Below are 17,590 nucleotides of genomic sequence, written 5' to 3' on the forward strand. Positions count from 1 at the left end.
GGCCGTGAAACGCGAGCGGAGCCGGAGTTCACGGGAACTCCGGCTCCGCAGTAGGGAAGTGCCGTCAGTGCTGCTGCACAGGGCCCGCCCGGTCCAGCAGGCCCGTACGGGCCGCCAGCGCCGCCGCCTCCAGCCTCGACCCCACGCCCAGCTTCATCAGCACCCGCTGCACATGCGTACGGGCCGTACTGGGCGCGATCCCCATGCCGGCCGCGATCAGCCGGGTGTCCTCGCCGTCGGCGACCCGGACCAGGACCTCGACCTCCCTCGGCGTGAGCATCTGGAGGAGGCGCTGGCCCTCGTCGTCGGGCTGGGCGGCGGGGTTGAGGAGTTCACTGAACGCGCCCTGGAGCAGCGCGGGGGCGACCGCCGCCTCGCCCGCCCTGGCCTTCATGATGGCGCGCTCGACACCCTCTATGCGCTCGTCGTGACGTACGTACCCGGAAGCTCCCGCGGCGAAGGCGGCGGCGATGCCGCGCGGGCTGGGCACCGGGCCCAGCACCAGGACCGCCACCTGCGGACGCTCGCGCTTGATCCGCACCACCGGGTCGAACATGCCCGGCTCGGCCGGTGTGGCCGTGCCCAGCAGGCAGACCTCCGGCGCACGCGTGATCACCAGTTCCGCCGCGCCCGCGGCGGGCGCCGCCGCGGCGAGCACCCGGTGCCCGCGCAGCTTCAACGCCGAGGCCAACGCCTCGGCGAGCAGTCGGTGGTCGTCGACCACCATGAGCCGCACTCCCACTGAGCCACCCCCCAGTCCCCCCAATGGTTGTCCCTTCTGGATGCCCATTGGTCCGCACGGACAGGAGCCCCCCGGCTCCCCCCGCTTCCCATGCCCCCGGAAGCTACACGCTTGTTCGACGTTGCGCTTCCCCTACTGGAGAGAAGTGCCCCGGATCGTCGAAAATCCTCTCATTCGAGGGTGATGATGTAGTACGTGCACCACCTCGTCCCTGAGCAGGGGTTCAGCCGGTGCCGTACGCGATGGCCAGATACCTCGTCCCGCCCGTACTGGAGGGCTTGTGGGCGAAGACCTGGGACATGTAAAGGCGGCCGTCGGCGTAGATCAGCTCGGCGAACTCGGGCTGCATGCTGAACTCGACCTCGCGGACCGCCTTCGTCGCCGGGTTCTCCATCAGCTTCGTCTGCGCGAAGGTGCCGGCGTCGATGCTGACGACCTGGCCGCCCTTGTCGTAGGGCGGGCGCTTGTACGCGATGACGTTGCCGCCGTCCATGCGCAGCGGGGAGATCGTCCAGCCGTCGCCCGCGTCGGCCCGCCGGCCGTCCTGCTTGCCGGTGGCGAGGTCGAAGGCGACGATCTCGTTGGTCTTGGTGTACTCGCCGGTGCCGTCGTGGTTCTCGGTGGGGAGGTAGATCCTGTCGTTGCCGACGGCGAGCTTGGTGCAGTACTCGATCCTGGTGATGCCCTCGCACTCGGCGGCGTACTTGTCGCCGGGCACCGAGATCTTCGTACGCAGCTGTCCGGTCTTGTTGTCGATGGAGAAGATGTCCGAGATGCCGCTGCCGTCACCGGCGGAGCGGTTGACGTCGGCGGCCACGACCAGGGGGTTCGTCGTGACGATGCTGGCGTCCTCGATGCCCTTGGCCATGGCGTACTCGGAGAGGACCTTGCCGGAGACCGGGTCGATGGTCTGGATGTCCAGCTGGCGGGCGCCGTACGCACCGCACTTGCGGACCGCGACCAGTTTCTCGCCGCCGCCGTAGCCCGCGTCGTAGCAGGTGTCGGTGGGCTTGGGGGCCCAGAGCTGCTTGCCGGTGATGTCGAAGGCGGCGCCGCCGCTGGTGCTGCCGACGGCGACGGTGTTCGCGCTGACCGTCACGTTGTTGAGGCTGATCACCTGGTCGCCGGACTTCACCGTCCGTGTCCACAGCTTCTTGCCCGCGTCGAGGTCGATCGCCGCGACCTGGCTGCAGCCGTGGGAGGGCTTGTCCTTGGTCGGCATGGCGGGCTCGTACACGATCGCGGTCTGGTGGCTGTCGGTGGTGTGACGGCTGGCCGCACAGACCGGTCCTGGCAGCGGGACCGTCCAGAGCTTGGTGCCCTTCTCGGGGTCGTACCCGACGATCTCGGCGTGACCGCTCTTGGCGTACACCGTGTCGGTCAGCCAGGACCCGACGACGGTGGCGCTGTTCTCGTCGGCGCCGATGGCGGGTTCGGGGATCTGGAAGAGGACCTTGGAGGTGGTATTGGCGGGGGCCTTCGTGTCCGGGGTGGCGCCGCTGGTCGCTCCGGTGCCGGTGCCTGTGGCGTTGTTCTTGTCGTCGCCGCTCCGGCCGTCCTTGGTGGAGGAGTACCAGATCCCGCTGCCGATGATCAGGGCGATCGCGGCGACGGCCGAGACGATGATGACCGCCTGTGCGTTCAGCTTCCGCTTGGGGTTGGGGGTGGGGGCTTGGGGCGGAGCCGGATAGCCGTAGCCGTACGGGGGCTGCTGGGCGTACGGGTTCGGGGCGGCCTGGGGATAGCCGTAGCCGGGGGGAGGCGGCGGGGGCTGGTTGGGCGGGGGCGGCGGCTGGGTCATGGCGTGCGTACCTCGGGAGCGGAGAGAAAAGGGGAGGGGAGAAGGGAGGGGGCGTGTTACTTGCCGTAGGCGAGCATCAGCTTCTCCTTCAGCTCGTCCTTGCCGCTCAGCCTGGTGGAGGAGAGATAGAAGCGGCCGTCGACCCAGTCGTACGCCTTGGAGTAGAAGCCGTTCTCGACGTCGGCGGCGGACGCCGGGTTCTGGAGCAGCTTCACCGGGGTGTGACCGCTGCCGGTGAGGGGGATCGACACGACCTGGCCGCCGGTGTCGTACGACGGCTCGACATAGGCGATGAGCTGCGCGCCCTCGACCTTGATCGGCAGCATGGACTCGTCGGCCGGTGACTTGGCGCGCCACTTCTGCTTGCCGGTGGCGAGGTCTATGGCGACGATCTCGTTGGCTCCGGTGGTGGCCTCGGTCGGCAGGTAGAGGGTCTGGGCGTCGGTGGCGACGCCCTGGCAGCCCTGGAGGTCGCGTTCGAGGATCGCCCAGCCGCACACGGGGGCGAAGGACTCGTCGACGGTCACCTCGGAACGGAAGCTGCCGTCGGCCTTGAGCGTGGAGATGTTCCACGACTTCTTGTCCTCGTTGGTGAGGTAGAGGACGACGGGATCGACGGAGTACGTACGGCCGACCGCCCAGCCCTTCGGGATCGCCCGGGTCCACCTGGCGGCGCCGGTCCTCGGGTCCAGCTCCTGCACCTCGTCGTGCTCGGTGGAGGTGGCGGTCCCGCAGGACGACACGGCGATCAGCCGGGCACCGCCCGCGAAGGCGGCGGGGAAGCAGGCGGCGCCGTACTTCACCTTGTCGAACAGCTTGGCGCCGGTGGCGAGGTCGTACGCCGTGCCGGACTGCGAACGCCCCACCATCAGCGTCGACTTGGTGATCGTCAGCTCGACGCTGAGCGAGCTGTCGAACAGCGCCCCGTCGGCGACCTCACCGCTCCAGCCCTTCGCACCCGTGTTCAGGTCGAGGAGTTGGAGCCTGTTGCACTTGGCGCGGTCGCTCGCGCCGTTCATGTAGGCGACCACGATCTTGTCGTCGGCGGACTTCTGCGGGGTGACCGCGCAGATCTTCTGGGGGAAGGAGATCGGCCCCCAGGCCGTCTCCCCGTCCGCGACCCGGAAGGCGAACACCTCTTTGTACGCCGCCTTCACGGCCACCTTGTCGGTGATCCACATACCGTTGGCGTCGGCGCCGGAGGCGGGCGCGTCCGGGGCGTCCTTGGACCAGAGCACCTTCGCCTCGCCGGCCTGACGCCCCTCGTTGAGGTCGCCGGGGTCGGCACCGGTGACACCGCCGCCACCGCTACCGTCGCCGTCGCTGTCGTCACCGGACCCGGCGGGTCCGGAGGCGGGCGCGGAGAGATCGGGGCCGGCCGCCGGCTTCTTGTCGTCGTCACTCCCACCGGTCACGGCGTACACCGTGCCGCCGATGACGAGCAGCGCGGCGACGGCCGCCCCGAGCATCAGCGCCGGGCGCCCCTTGAAGGGGTTGCGGGAACCGCCGCCGGGCGGGGGCGGTACGGGGGCGCCGGGGAACTGAGGGGGCTGCTGCTGGCCGGGGTAGCCGTATCCGGGCGCGGAAGCGTACCCGTAAGGGCCCGGTTGGCCTGGTTGGCTGCCGTACGGGCCCGGCTGGGCGTAGGGGCCGGGCTGCTGCGGATGGCCGTAACCGGACTGGGGCGGGACGGTGGGCAGGGGTGGCGGTGGGGACTGCGGGGGCGGCGGGGCGCCGTACGGCGTTCCCTGGGGCGCACCGGTCTGCGGCGCACCGGCCTGTGGCAGCTCCGGTGGCGGTCCGAAGCCGCCCTGGGGCGGGCCTGGGTACGGTCCCTGGGGTGGTTGGCTGGGCGGCTGGGTCATCAGCGCGTTCCCCCTTCAGCTGATTTTTAGCCACGCCCTGAGGTACCAAAAGGTACGGAGTCGCGGTCGCTCAGGGAGTTCTCAGGGGGCTCTTTCTACCACTCCGTGGCCGCCCGACACCGGACTGTATCCACCCTTGCCCACCCCTGCCCACCTCTGTTCCCAAGGGCGAACCGCCCCGTGATGCCGCCGTTATGCGCGTTCACGTGCCCTTCATGCCATGTCCGCGAGTTCTACGCGTCGTCCGCGAGTTCCAGCCACCGCAGTTCGAGTTCGTCGCGTTCGCCGGAGAGTTCGCGCAGTTCGGCGTCGAGTTTGGCCACTTTCTCGAAGTCGGTGGCGTTGTCGGCGATTTGGGTGTGCAGCTTGCTCTCGCGCTCGGAGAGCTTGTCCAACTGCCGCTCGATCTTCTGGAGTTCCTTCTTGGCGGCACGGGTGTCGGCGGCGCTCTTCTCGGCGACGGCCTTGGTGGCGGGGGCGGCGGCCTGGATAGCGGCTGCCGCGACCTCCTCCATGCGCCGGCGCCGCTCCAGGTACTCGTCGATGCCGCGCGGCAGCATCCGGAGGGTGGCGTCGCCGAGGAGGGCGAAGACACGGTCGGTGGTCCGCTCGACGAAGAACCGGTCGTGGGAGATGACGACCATGGAACCCGGCCACCCGTCGAGCAGATCTTCGAGCTGCGTCAGCGTCTCGATGTCGAGGTCGTTGGTGGGCTCGTCGAGGAAGAGGACGTTGGGCTCGTCCATCAGCAGCCGCAGGATCTGCAGCCGACGCCGCTCACCACCGCTCAGGTCCCCCACCGGGGTCCACTGCTTCTCCTTCCCGAACCCGAACGTCTCGCACAGCTGTCCGGCGGTCAGCTCGCGCCCCTTGCCGAGGTCGACGCGGTCGCGGATCTGCTGGACGGCTTCCAACACCCGCAGATTTGGGTTGAGTTCGCCGACCTCCTGGGAGAGGTAGGCGAGCTTGACGGTCTTCCCGACGGCGACCCGTCCGGCGGCGGGCTGCGTCTCGCCGTCACTGCGGGCGGCGTCGGCCATGGCACGGAGGAGGGAGGTCTTGCCGGCGCCGTTGACCCCGACGAGGCCGATGCGGTCACCGGGGCCGAGCTGCCAGGTGAGGTGCTTGAGAAGCACCTTGGGCCCGGCCTGCACGGTGACGTCCTTGAGGTCGAACACGGTCTTGCCGAGCCGGGACGAGGCGAACTTCATCAGCTCGCTGCTGTCGCGGGGCGGCGGTACGTCGGCGATCAGTTCGTTGGCGGCCTCGACGCGGAAGCGCGGCTTGGAGGTACGGGCGGGCGCCCCGCGCCGCAGCCAGGCCAGCTCCTTGCGCACAAGGTTCTGCCGCTTGACCTCTTCGGTGGCGGCGATGCGCTCACGCTCGGCACGGGCGAAGACGTAGTCGGAGTAGCCACCTTCGTACTCGTAGACGTCCCCCTTCTGCACGTCCCACATCCGTGTGCAGACCTGGTCGAGGAACCAGCGGTCGTGGGTCACGCAGACGAGCGCGGAGCGGCGCTCGCGCAGATGCCGGGCGAGCCAGGAGATGCCCTCGACGTCGAGATGGTTGGTCGGCTCGTCGAGAACGATCAGGTCGGGCTCGTCGATGAGCAGCTTGGCGAGCGCGATCCGACGCCGTTCACCACCGGAGAGCGGCCCGATGACGGTGTCGAGCCCCTGCGGGAACCCCGGCATGTCGAGCCCGCCGAAGAGTCCCGTGAGTACGTCCCTGACCTTGGCGTTTCCGGCCCACTCATGGTCCGCCATGTCCCGGATGACCTCGTGGCGGACGGTGGCGGTGGGGTCGAGGGAGTCGTGCTGGGTGAGCACACCGAGGCGCAGTCCGCCGGAGTGGGTCACGCGTCCGGTGTCGGCCTCCTCCAGCTTGGCGAGCATCCGGATGAGGGTGGTCTTGCCGTCGCCGTTACGCCCCACGACCCCGATCCGGTCCCCCTCGGACACCCCGAGCGAGATCCCGTCGAGCAGGGCACGGGTCCCGTACACCTTGCTGACGTTCTCGACATTGACGAGGTTGACGGCCATTTTTCTCCTGACGCGGGGGTGGATCGACCTTCCAGGGTAGTGGGCGGGGTGGGTGGGCTTGACTGGCGGTTTCCCGGACGGGGTTCCGACGGCGGCGACGACCTCTCATCACGCTTCGTCGTCATCGTCGTCGCGGCGCGAGCGGGCGCGAACCACGACGATCTCCACGGCTATCGGAGCCAACCCGGAAGCCAGCCCGGCCGCGATTCCGGAGAAGAAAATCAATTGCTGCCCACGGGCTTCCTCACCGATCAAGGCGAGGCTGGCCTGGACGCTCACCTCGCCATATGAAATCCAGGTGAGCTTTCCCGGTTGTGCAAGCTGTGGATAGAGATAGTCGACGCGTACGTCGGTTCCGGGCAGCATCAGCTGCACATTCTGGGACGATGACCTGCGATTGCTGATCCCAGTGCAGCGCATATCCTCGATGGATCGTATGCCGGCAGTCTTTATTTGCGACTCATCACGCACTCCGTCGAGCCAGGCACACGACCGGCTTCTCATCAAACGAGGCGTGGACACCACTATCCGCGCATTTTCGCGGGCTATCGCCGCCGTTCGCATGACGATCCGAAAGCCCGCCGTTCCGCGGTATCTGCCATCGGGCTGGCGCCGCATGGACTGCGGGAGAAAGTGCAGGAACGCGATCCGCTGGTCGTACATGGAGTCGAGAGACGGCACACCGATGGAGGCCGAACTGCTCACCGTTCGAACGATCCTCACGTCTTCGCCGTACAGCGGAAGTGTCACCATCTCATCAGCCAGAGCGTCTCCGCCCAGCAGGATTCCAGCGTAAAATACGTTCGTCTGCGCGATTGCATTCACGTACAGTTCGACTTCATGTCCGGTTCTCGAACCCTGCTTCAGGGTGTAGCGAGCGGACACCGATGCAGCCGAGCCGCTGGGCAGAAGAACCCCTATTCGCGATCGCTCTATGACCGCACCACCGGCTGTCAGATGATTTCTTACGGTCGGAGCCCCTGGAAGTCCTTTTCGGTAGAGATGGTAGGAGACTCCGGCCAGAATCATCGCCATGACCAAAAGACCGACTCCGAGAGGGGAAACCCTCGCCAGTCGTGCACGCGTGCTGGAAATCATGCCGATGCCGTCCCTCGCCAGGCCGACGGGTTCACGTGTGTCTGCGTCAGTGTGCAGCAAGATTCGCAATCCCAACAAGGGCGTCACACAGGCGCGACATCACCCACCGGCGGGTTGAGGCGGGCGAAGCCTTCCTGGCGTTCGTAGGGGAAGTACGGGTAGGCCGCTGTCCTGGCGCTCGCCTCGTTGAGTCTCGCCAGTTGGTCGGGGGTGAGCGTCCAGCCGATCGCGCCGAGGTTCTGGCGGAGCTGTTCCTCGTTGCGAGCGCCGATGATGACGGAGGAGACAGTCGGCCGCCGCAGCAGCCAGTTGATGGCGATCTGCGGAATCGCCCTGCCGGTCTCCTGTGCGATCTCGTCGAGGGCGTCGACCACGCGGTAGAGGTGTTCGTCCTCGACCGGCGGACCGTACTCCGCCGTGCGGTGCAGTCGGCTGCCGGTCGGCAGGGGCCGGTCTCGGCGGACCTTGCCGGTGAGCCGTCCCCAGCCGAGGGGGCTCCAGACGAGGGCTCCGAGGCCCTGGTCCAGCCCGAGGGGCATCAGCTCCCATTCGTAGTCGCGGCCGACGAGGGAGTAATACACCTGGTGTGCGACATAGCGCGGGTGGCCGTACCTCTCCGCGATCGCGAGGGACTTCATCGCCTGCCACCCGGAGAAGTTGGAGATGCCGACGTAGCGGACCTTTCCCGCTCGCACTAGATCGTCGAGCGCGGACAGGACTTCCTCGATCGGCGTCCCGGCGTCGAAGGCGTGCAGTTGGAAGAGGTCGAGGTGGTCGGTGCCGAGCCGGCGCAGGGCGTCCTCGCACGCGGTGATCAGGCGCGAACGGGAGGAGCCCGCATCGCCCGGACCGTCGCCCATCGGCAGACCGGTCTTGGTGGACAGGATCACCTGATCCCTGCGGCCCTTGATCGCCGCGCCCAGCACCTCCTCCGAGGCGCCGCCGGAGTAGACGTCGGCGGTGTCGAACATCGTGATCCCGGCATCCAGGCAGATGTCCACGAGGCGGCGCGCTTCTCCCGCATCGGTGTTGCCCCAGGCGCCGAACAGCGGTCCTCGGCCGCCGAAGGTGCCGGCGCCGAAGCTCAGCGCGGGGACCATGAGGCCGGACGCGCCCAGCCGCCTGTGTTCCATGACCGTCCCTCCCTCTCCCTGCCCCGCCCAGCTAATGGGGCTACAGTTCCGTTAATGTGATCCTCAGCGTAACAGCCGTAGGCGATTAACGAAACTGGAGTCCCGTTATGGAGTTCGAGGGTGCCGATCCTGGAACCGTCCGTCCAGGAGGGCGCACGGCGCGGGTGCGTGCGGCGGTACTGCGAGCGGCCGGGGACGCCCTGGCCGAGCACGGCTTCGCCCACCTGGATCTCGCCGACGTCGCGCGCCGCGCCGAGGTGGGCAAGACCACCGTCTACCGCCGATGGGGAACAGTGACCGGCCTGGTGGCCGACCTGCTGCTGGACATGGCCGAGCAGTCACTGCCGCGGACCGAGACCGGCTCGCTGCTCGGCGATCTCAAGGCCAACGCCCGCCTCGTGCAGAGCACCTTGGCCGACCCCCGGCAGGGATCGCTGTTCAAGGCGGTGATCGCCGCCGCCACCTGCGAGGCGAGGACGGCCGAGGCCCTGCACCGCTTCTACGAGATCCGCGTCCAGGAGTGGGCACCGTGCGTCCAGCAAGCCATCGACCGGGGCGAGGTGCCCGAGGGCACCGATGTCCGCGAGGTGGTCCGTGCCGTCTCCGCTCCCCTCTACTACCGCCTGCTGACCACCGGCGAGCACCTCGACGAAGCCGACGCGGACCGAGCCGCCGAGGCCGCCGCAGCCGCGGCGCGCGCGGGAGCATACCTGCGGGGTGAATGAGGTCTTTCCCGGTCAGCGCCTTGTGGCACGGTCGCGTACCCACATCCGTAGTGCGGCCGGTTCGGCCTCTCTGCCCCGCCGACACCGGTGCCGTCGCCCGGAGATGACGGGCGCGCCCGGCTGCACGATCGGAGTCGCCGGTGGCGCCGGCGGCGGTCCCGCTACGCCACTGCTGTGGACGAATTGATGTTGATGTAGGCGCCGTCCTTGCGCTTCTCCATCACCTGGATGGTGATGGGCGTCTCTTCCTTGTACCAGTTGTGGGTCGCCTGGACGCACTTGCCGTTCTTGGTCTTGTCCGTCAGCCAGTGGTCCGTGCCGCCGAGGCCGCTGCCGTCGTTGCTGCCCGTCTCGTAGACCAGGACCACGACCGGCCGATTGTTGACCTTCAGGTCGCAGACCGTGAGCCTCTCCTGGCCCGGCTTGCCCTTCACGTCCGCGGTGAAGAAGGCCTTTCCGCCCTTGTTCGTCGTGGACACCCAGCCGCTGCTCTGGGAGGCGCTGGCCTGGGTCGACGCGGCCAGCACCAGGGCCGACACCGCGGCCATCACCGCTGCGGCCCGCTTCATTCGTCGCATGAAATGTTGCTCACTATCTATTTCCCGTGACCTCCACGCTGTACAACGCGGAGGTACCAACTTGGCTGGTTTGGCCAGGTTGCGGGAACGCCCGGGGGCGAGTCATCGCCAGCGCGTGCACACCTGTCCCGCCATTGCGTCTACGCGATGACGGGGTGTTCCTTTCTGCGGTACTCCAGCGGCGCCATCGCGTATTCGCGGCGGAAGGCCCGGCTGAAATGGGCGGCGTCCGTGAAACCCCACCGGGCGGCGATGGCGTGGACGGACACGGTGGCCATCGCGGGGTCGGCCAGGTCGGCGCGGCACCGCTCAAGGCGCCGGCTGCGGATCGACGCGGCCACCGAGATGCCGCGTTCCTGGAAGAGGCGGTGCAGATAGCTGACGGATATGTGGTGGGCGGCAGCCACCACTTCCGGCGCGAGCCGGGGGTCGCGCAGGTTCTGCTGGATGAAGGCCTCGATACGCAGTGTCAGCGTGCGCCGACGGGCTTCCGGAGTGAGACTGTCCGCGGTCTCCGCATCCAGCACCTGGGCAAGGGCCGCCGAGAGCAGATCCACCACGACGGTTCCCAGCCGGGGGCCGTCGGCCGGTCCGTAGGCGGCGGTGCCCGTGGTCAGCCGGGCGATGAACTGGTAGAGCAGGGCGATGACGCCCTCGCCCCCGGGCATACGCCGGGCGAGGAGCCTGTCGACGCTGTCCGCCGGCACCGACAGCAGGGCCTTGGGAACGAGGACCGAGAACCCGGTCAGGCTCGTCTTGCCCTCGTCGGTCCTGACCCGCGACTCGTTGGGCTGCGAGCTGTCCAGGAGCACGAGATCGTACGGGTGGTGCGTCTCGCGGAAATCGGTCCGGCCCCGCTGCTGGATGACATCAATGCTGCCCTGGCAGAGGAGCGACACCTGGTACGCCTCTGGATCGGACTGCCGGACGAGTTTCGGTGTCCGTGTCACGGTCACCGCTGGGGCATCCATCGACCTGACCGCCACGCTCCCGAGGCTCAGGACGCGATCGGTCACGCGGAAGTCGGACTCGTGCTCGCTCGAGAGCTCCACGGGCACATGGGTCTTGAGGAGATACTCACGCCAGGCCTCGAACCGGTCCGCGACGGGGAGGTCCTCGGCCCGGAACACCGTCTCAAGCATCGCTTTCCTCCGCCTGCCATGCGGCTCCTGTCATGGCCCGGAGCGCGACATCACAAGGGGATTGAACACCAACGCCGACGTACCGCTTTCGGCCAGGAGCCGCTCTTTTACCCGGCCATTGCACGGACACGCTCAGCCACGCCTCGACACCGCCCCCAACAGGCCTCAGAACAGCCCCAGTTGGGGCGCAACCCGGACGCACCCCCACATCACACCGCTCATTACCCGGACGTAGGGATTCCCCTAATTGACGTGATCTCTTCAATTCCGCGACCGTGTGCGCACGGAGACGCCACCCCCCTCACCCCCCACACGTCCCCGTATCACTCGTGCACCTCGAACAAGAGGGGAACCACCCCGTGTCCGTACCGCACTCCCCCACAGCCATGTCCGCCTCCGGGTCCCGCAGACGTGGCGCCCTCGCCGCGCTCGTCGCCGCGGCCTCCGTGCTCGCACTCGGCGGTGCCGCCATCAGCCCCGCCTCCGCCGCCAGCCCGGCCGTCGGTGTGATCCAGGGCGCCGGTGCCGAAGGTGCCATCAAGGACAGCTACATCGTCACCCTCAAGGACAGCGCCGGGTTCCGAGCCGCGTCCAGCAAGGGCAAGGCGCTCGCCACCCGGTACGGCGCCGAGGTCGAGCGGACCTACAAGTCCGCCCTCAACGGGTACGCGACCGAGATGAGCGAGGCCGAGGCCAAGCGGCTCGCCGCCGACCCGGCCGTCGCGAAGGTCGTGCAGAACAAGACCCTGCACATCAACGACACGCAGACCAGCCCCACTTGGGGGCTCGACCGGATCGACCAGGCCGACCTGCCGCTCGACTCCGCCTACACCTACCCGTCCAGCGCGGGCAGCGGCGTGACCGCGTACATCATCGACACCGGCGTACGCATCACCCACACCGACTTCGGCGGACGCGCCTCCTACGGCTACGACGCCATCGACGGCGACACCAGCGCCAACGACGGCAACGGCCACGGCACGCACGTCGCCGGGACCGTCGCCAGTGCCACGTACGGCGTCGCCAAGGCCGCCAAGATCGTCGCCGTTCGGGTGCTCGACGACTCGGGGTCCGGGACCACCGACCAGGTCGTCGCCGGTATCGACTGGGTGACCGAGAACCACGTCAGCCCGGCCGTCGCCAACATGTCGCTCGGCGGCGACGCCGACTCCGTACTCGACGAGGCCGTCGCCAACTCCATCGCCTCGGGCGTCACTTACGCCGTGGCCGCCGGCAACGACAACACCACCGCGTCCTCGAACTCCCCGGCCCGTGTCGCCACCGCGATCACCGTGGGCGCCAGCACGAGCGCCGACGCGCGGTCCTCGTTCTCCAACTACGGTTCCGTACTCGACATCTTCGCGCCGGGATCGAGCATCACATCGACGTACAACACGTCGAACACCGCCACCGCCTCGCTCTCCGGTACGTCGATGGCGTCCCCGCACGTCGCCGGCGCAGCCGCCGTCTACCTGGGCGAGAACCCCAGCGCCACCCCCGCCCAGGTCGCCACCGCGCTGACCTCGGCCGCGTCCAGTGGCACCCTCACCAGCGTCGGCACCGGCAGCCCCAACCTGCTCCTCCAGGTGACCCCGGCCGGTGACGGCGACGACGACGGAGGTGACACCGGTACGGCCTTCGAGTCGACGACCGACGTCTCCATCCCGGACGCCGGCTCGGCCGTCTACTCGCCGATCACCGTCAGCGGCATCACCGGCAGCGCGCCCAGCGACCTGTCCGTGTACGTCAACATCGTGCACACCTACCGCGGTGACCTGGTCATCGACCTGGTCGCCCCGGACGGCTCCACCTACCGCCTGAAGAGCAGCAGCTCCTCGGACTCGACCGACAACGTCGACGCCACCTACACGGTCGACGCCTCCAGCGAGACCACCGTCAACGGCACCTGGCAGCTCAAGGTCCAGGACGTCTACAGCGCCGACACCGGCTACATCAACAGCTGGAAGCTCACCTTCTGATCCACATCGGCTCAGCCTCCGTATGACAGAAGCCGTGCGCCCCGGGGACACCACTCACCCGAGGCGCACGGCCGTTCCGTGGGTCCTCTACGGCTGCTGGCTCCGCTGCTGCGGGATCAGCGCCGACGCCGGTGCCAGCGCCCGGCCGCCACCCGCCGCCGCCGGCAACTCGTGCTCGTGCACCGGCATGTCGTCGCGCAGCAGGTTCTCGGGGATGAGGACGGCCGCGGTGACGCCGCCGTTCGGGGAGTCGCGGAGTTCGACACGCAGGCCCTGGCGTTCCGCGAGACGGTTCACCACGAACAGGCCGATCTGCTTGGCGTCGAGGAGGTCGACCTTCTCCGACTGGATCTTGCGGTTGGCGTCGGCCATCGCGTCCTCGTTCATACCGAAGCCGCTGTCCTCGACCTCGATGAGCACGCCGTCGCGCAGCCGGGCCGCGCGCAGCTGGACCTTGGTGCTGGGCGGGGAGAACGCCGCCGCGTTCTCGACGAGTTCGGCGAGCAGATGGATGACGTCGGCGACCGAGCCGCCGTTCAGGGACACGCGCGGGACCGCCCAGATCTGGACGCGGCTGCCGTCCTCGATCTCGGCCACCGCCGCGCGCAGGGTGTCCGCCAACGGGATCGGGTCCCGCCAGCCACGGCCGGGCGCGATGCCGGACAGGATGAGAAGGCTCTCGGAATGCCGGCGCATCCGGGTGGCGAGGTAGTCGACGCGGTACAGCTCGTGCAACTCGGCTGCCTCGCGCGGGCGTTGCTCCAGCTGGTCGAGGATGTCGAGCTGGCGGTGGAGCAGCACCTGACTGCGGCGGGCGAGACTGACGTACACGCCGGAGATCCCGCTGAGGAGTTCGGCGCGCTCGGAGGCGGCCTTGAGCGCGGCACGCTGTACGGCCGTCAACGCGGTGCCCACCTGGGCGAGTTCGTCCCCGGCGAGCCGGCGCATCGGGGCCTCGGCGTCGATGTCGACGCCCTGCCCGGCGTGCAGCCGCCGCATGGCCTGCGGCAGCCGCCGCCCGGCGACTTCGAGGGCAGAGTTACGCAGATCCAGCAGCTCCACGATCAGCCCACGCCCGACGGACACGGAGACGAGGAGAGAGAGCAGCACACCCACCAGGCCCAGCACCACGGCGATTCCGGAGGCGCCGAGGGTGTCCCAGCCGAACGGGTTGGCCTTGGCTGCGGCGGCCGTACCGGCCTCGGTCTCGGCCTTGCCGAGGGCGCGCAGCACACTGCTCGCGGACGCGTCCCAGCCCTTCAACAGGCCGTCGGCCACGGCCGATTCGCCGGGTCCGGCACTGCGTACCCGGTTCTCGACCGCTGTCACCTGCCCGTAACTCCCGCTCTCCAGCAGGGCGTTGTACGCCTTCTGGTGCTCGGGCTTGAGATCGGCGACGGCCGGCTTGAGCAGACCACGCTGGACGGTGACCGCGCCGACGAACAGCGCGTACTGCTCGTCGGTGAGCTTCCCGGCGGCGGCGCCGGCCGCGAGGAGCGCCTGCTCCTGGGCCAACGCCTCGCGGGCGCGGGAGAGTTCGAGGACGACACGGGCCTCGGAGGCGGTGGTCGTGCCCTTCTCCCCGGTGAGCGCACCGGTGACGGCGAAGGCGTCCTCGACGATGCCGGCGTACGCCGTGTACGCGTTCCGCGTGGCGTTCTTGCCACCGCCCTCCTGAGACGCGCGCAGTGCCGCGATTCCCTTGGCGTCGTCGGTGAGCTCGTCGAGGCGTTCGGGGAGCGCGGAGTTGAGGAGCGCGGCGTCGGAGCTGGCGGAGTTGATGCCGTCGAGCAGGTCCTCGGCGGCCTTGTCGGTGGCCTTCCGGACCTGCTGCGGAAGGTCCGCGTCGCCGCCGGCGGCGGTCCGCTCGGCCTGTATCGCGGTGACGAAGTCGGCGACCGGGGCGAGTAGTTCGGAGTTGACGTCCTTGGCCCGCTCGGCATCACCGATGGTGGACGCGGTGGTGACCGCGGCAAAGCTCCACAGAGCCATGAGCGAGACGACGGGCAGCATCAGCAGGGCGACGATCTTCGCCCGGACGGATCTGGGGCGCAGTCGTTCGGAGGTACGAGCCATACTCATGGAAACCTCGTTGCCTTTGGTCTTTGTTTTCAGCCCGTCCGGCGTTTGAGGACGAGCGCGTTCAGCGCGAAGGGGGGTCTGGGGGCGCAGCCCCCAGGAACGGGATGGGACGGGTAGGGGCGGCGGGGGCGAGAAAAATCAGGCGGTGGACAGCTCGACCTCGCGCAGCAGCTCCGCCGCGATCGCAGACTCCGCCCGCTTCCCGGTAGGCGACAACGCGACATACGCCGAAGCCAGGAACAGGAACGACCCGAGCAGCACAGCCAACGGGAACAGGAACTCCGTAGCCGTCGCCCCCGGCAACTCCGCACTGCTGGGCGCCAACGCCACATCCACCGCGAACATCGCGGTGTAGTGCATGCTGCTCACCGCAAGCCCCATCACCAGCGCCGCAATCGTCGCGAGCACAGGCCCCCGCACGATCAGCGTGAGCGTCAACGCGGCGGTGGCAGCGACGACGGCGATCGCGACGGAGGCGATCACGAGCAACGGGTCGTACGAGATGGCGCCGTGCAGATTGAGCGCGTACATACCGGCGTAGTGCATCGCGGCGACCCCGAGCCCGGTGCCGAGCCCACCGAGGATCACGGACCTGACCCGGGAGCGCCCGTACCCCGCGGTGAAGACACCGGCGGCGACGACGGCGATCGCGATGACAAGGCTGAGGACGGTCAGCGGGACGTCGTAGCGGATGGGGGTGCCCTCGACGCTGAAGCCCATCATCGCGACGAAGTGCATGGTCCAGATGCCGGATCCGATCGCGAAGGAGGCCAGCGTCAGCCAGTTCCGCTTGGAGGCGCCGTCCGATTCCAACGCCCGTACGGTGCAGCGCAGTCCGAGTGCGGAGCCGAGACAGGCCATCGCGTAGGAGAGAACGGGGGTGACCCATCCGGCACTGAAGTGGTCCATGTGACCCATGGGGGGAGTTCCTCTCGCCCAGGTAGTACCGCCGGTAACAGGGAACCGGGATCGGCCGATCATGCCACCACTTCCCATGCGCCAGATGGCGCGAAAGGGACCTTGGGGTGGATTGACGGAAATTCAAATACGGTGATGTAGGTAACAGTTGGCCCGAATATCTATGCAGGTCAACGACAGAGGGGCCGACATATCGCCGACCCCTCGACGATCTTCAGTACCGTTGCACACCGACGCTAATGAGCCATGATCACGCAGTCACAAGAGCTACTTACGAGAGCTACTCGCGAGGACTACTTGCCGGCGACGGCCGTACGGACCTCGCCGAGCAGGTCGTACATCGTCTGGCCGGGGCATTCGGTCGACAGCCAGTCGCGGTGGCCGCTGATCGCGTTGACGTCCTTCGTCACGCCGTTGACCGGGTTCACATAGGTCAGCTTCGCCTGCGGGTCCAGGCCCTTGAAGCGGGCGATCACCTTGATCAGGCGGATCAGCGACGCCTTGGCCGCGTCGGTCGGCGGCTGGGCGACCAGGTTGCCGAGCAGCGCGATGCCGAGGTTGCCGGAGTTGAAGCCGCCGGTGTGGAAGGCGGTGACGAGCTTGCCGTCCGCGTCGAAGGCCGGGATCAGGTCGTCGCCGGAGTAGCGGCCCTCGTAGACGACACCCGCCTCGTCGATGAGGAAGTGGTAGCCGATGTCGCCCCAGTCGAGGGTGACCGCGTGGTACTCGTAGATGGCGCGGACGGTCGCCGCCGGGTCGGGGTCGTTGTTCACGCCGTCCGTGTGGTGGACGGTGATCGTCTGGAAGGGGTAGTACGCCTCGGGCGAGTTGACCTTGCCGTCCTTGTACCGCTTCGACTCGTCGGCGCCCCACGCCGGCCGCGACAGGTACTGCACTCCGCGCACCCGGGTCGGCTCGGTCGGCACGTGGAAGGTCTTGTCGGCCCCGCCGGTCGTGTCGATCGCCAGCGACCGCACCCCGCTCACGCTCGCGCCGTCGGGCAGCTTCAGCTCGTACGCGGTGGCGTCCCCCGCCGCCACCAGCGCCGTGCCGCCGCCCTCGACGGTCGCGCAACCGCCGCTCAGCTCCTGCCACTTGCCGGGCGCGGAGTCACCGTCCGCGAACTTGATCCCGGCGCCGTCCGCCGCTCCGCTCCAGCGCACACCGACGTACGAGATGGCGAACGCGGCGCTCGCCTCGGCGGTGCCGGTGGCGGCCTCGGTACGGGTGGCCGGGAAGTTCTGCGGCTCGGTGCCGGCGGTGCCGGACGCGCTGTCCGTCGTAACGGACGCACCGGAGTCGCCGCCGCTGCCGGCCGCGAAGACCACCGGGGTCAGCGCGCCGCCGACGGCGACGGCACCGGCGGCGCCGATCACACCGCGCCGGGTGAGGGGGACTTTCCGACGATGGGAGGGTGACGAGGGGGGAGGTACGGACACGGAGATGCCTTCCGAAAGTGCTGGGGGAGGTGGCAACTCAAGG

The 17,590-nt window shown here is 68.7% G+C and carries 13 protein-coding genes; 2 read left to right on the forward strand and 11 right to left on the reverse strand.

The annotated features are described in order from the left end of the window. Nucleotides 1-64: 64 nt before the first annotated feature. From ACFYXF_RS26530 to ACFYXF_RS26555, 6 genes are all read right to left on the reverse strand, one after another. Nucleotides 65-727: a LuxR C-terminal-related transcriptional regulator gene (locus ACFYXF_RS26530; protein ID WP_389352946.1), complete on the reverse strand. Its 663-nt coding sequence runs from the start codon at nt 725-727 to the stop codon at nt 65-67. 238 nt (nt 728-965) lie between these two features. Next, nucleotides 966-2,543, reverse strand: a complete 1,578-nt coding sequence (locus ACFYXF_RS26535) for a PQQ-binding-like beta-propeller repeat protein (RefSeq protein WP_389352947.1) — start codon at nt 2,541-2,543, stop codon at nt 966-968. A 56-nt stretch (nt 2,544-2,599) separates the two neighbouring features. Next, nucleotides 2,600-4,408 carry a PQQ-binding-like beta-propeller repeat protein gene (locus ACFYXF_RS26540; RefSeq protein WP_389352949.1) on the reverse strand — a complete coding sequence of 603 codons (1,809 nt, stop codon included), beginning with the start codon at nt 4,406-4,408 and terminating at the stop codon, nt 2,600-2,602. 233 nt (nt 4,409-4,641) lie between these two features. Then, on the reverse strand, nt 4,642-6,453 hold the full coding sequence (locus tag ACFYXF_RS26545; protein WP_389352950.1) for an ABC-F family ATP-binding cassette domain-containing protein: 1,812 nt from the start codon (nt 6,451-6,453) through the stop codon (nt 4,642-4,644). 108 nt (nt 6,454-6,561) lie between these two features. Continuing rightward, entirely contained in the window at nt 6,562-7,338 is a 777-nt protein-coding gene (locus ACFYXF_RS26550) for a hypothetical protein (protein ID WP_389352951.1), read from the reverse strand. 296 nt (nt 7,339-7,634) lie between these two features. After that, nucleotides 7,635-8,684: an aldo/keto reductase gene (locus ACFYXF_RS26555; RefSeq protein ID WP_389352952.1), complete on the reverse strand. Its 1,050-nt coding sequence runs from the start codon at nt 8,682-8,684 to the stop codon at nt 7,635-7,637. Nucleotides 8,685-8,791: 107 nt separating this feature from the next. Between ACFYXF_RS26555 and ACFYXF_RS26560 the strand changes: the two genes are divergently transcribed. Further along, on the forward strand, nt 8,792-9,409 hold the full coding sequence (locus tag ACFYXF_RS26560; protein WP_389352954.1) for a TetR/AcrR family transcriptional regulator C-terminal ligand-binding domain-containing protein: 618 nt from the start codon (nt 8,792-8,794) through the stop codon (nt 9,407-9,409). Between the two features lie 161 nt (nt 9,410-9,570). Here the strand turns inward: ACFYXF_RS26560 and ACFYXF_RS26565 are convergent, their stop codons facing one another. Next, nucleotides 9,571-9,987 (reverse strand): hypothetical protein, encoded by a 417-nt coding sequence (locus ACFYXF_RS26565; protein ID WP_389352956.1) that lies wholly within the window; start codon nt 9,985-9,987, stop codon nt 9,571-9,573. A 140-nt stretch (nt 9,988-10,127) separates the two neighbouring features. Beyond that, entirely contained in the window at nt 10,128-11,129 is a 1,002-nt protein-coding gene (locus ACFYXF_RS26570; protein WP_389352957.1) for a helix-turn-helix domain-containing protein, read from the reverse strand. A 386-nt stretch (nt 11,130-11,515) separates the two neighbouring features. Between ACFYXF_RS26570 and ACFYXF_RS26575 the strand changes: the two genes are divergently transcribed. After that, the gene (locus ACFYXF_RS26575; protein ID WP_389353330.1) at nt 11,516-13,108 is read left to right on the forward strand and encodes a S8 family serine peptidase; all 1,593 of its coding nucleotides are present in this window, start codon (nt 11,516-11,518) and stop codon (nt 13,106-13,108) included. A gap of 87 nt (nt 13,109-13,195) precedes the next feature. On the opposite strand, the gene ACFYXF_RS26580 is transcribed toward ACFYXF_RS26575, so the two are convergent. The 3 genes from ACFYXF_RS26580 to ACFYXF_RS26590 all read right to left on the reverse strand — a co-directional run bounded on the left by ACFYXF_RS26580 (nt 13,196) and on the right by ACFYXF_RS26590 (nt 17,484). Then, nucleotides 13,196-15,190: a nitrate- and nitrite sensing domain-containing protein gene (locus ACFYXF_RS26580; protein WP_389352958.1), complete on the reverse strand. Its 1,995-nt coding sequence runs from the start codon at nt 15,188-15,190 to the stop codon at nt 13,196-13,198. 138 nt (nt 15,191-15,328) lie between these two features. Beyond that, on the reverse strand, nt 15,329-16,108 hold the full coding sequence (locus tag ACFYXF_RS26585) for an MHYT domain-containing protein (protein ID WP_389352960.1): 780 nt from the start codon (nt 16,106-16,108) through the stop codon (nt 15,329-15,331). A gap of 293 nt (nt 16,109-16,401) precedes the next feature. Then, nucleotides 16,402-17,484, reverse strand: coding sequence for a peptidoglycan recognition family protein (locus ACFYXF_RS26590; RefSeq protein ID WP_389352962.1), 1,083 nt, complete (start codon nt 17,482-17,484; stop codon nt 16,402-16,404). Nucleotides 17,485-17,590 lie beyond the last annotated feature (106 nt).

The organism is Streptomyces sp. NPDC002680, assembly GCF_042889145.1.
Taxonomy (GTDB): Bacteria; Actinomycetota; Actinomycetes; order Streptomycetales; family Streptomycetaceae; genus Streptomyces; species Streptomyces adonidis.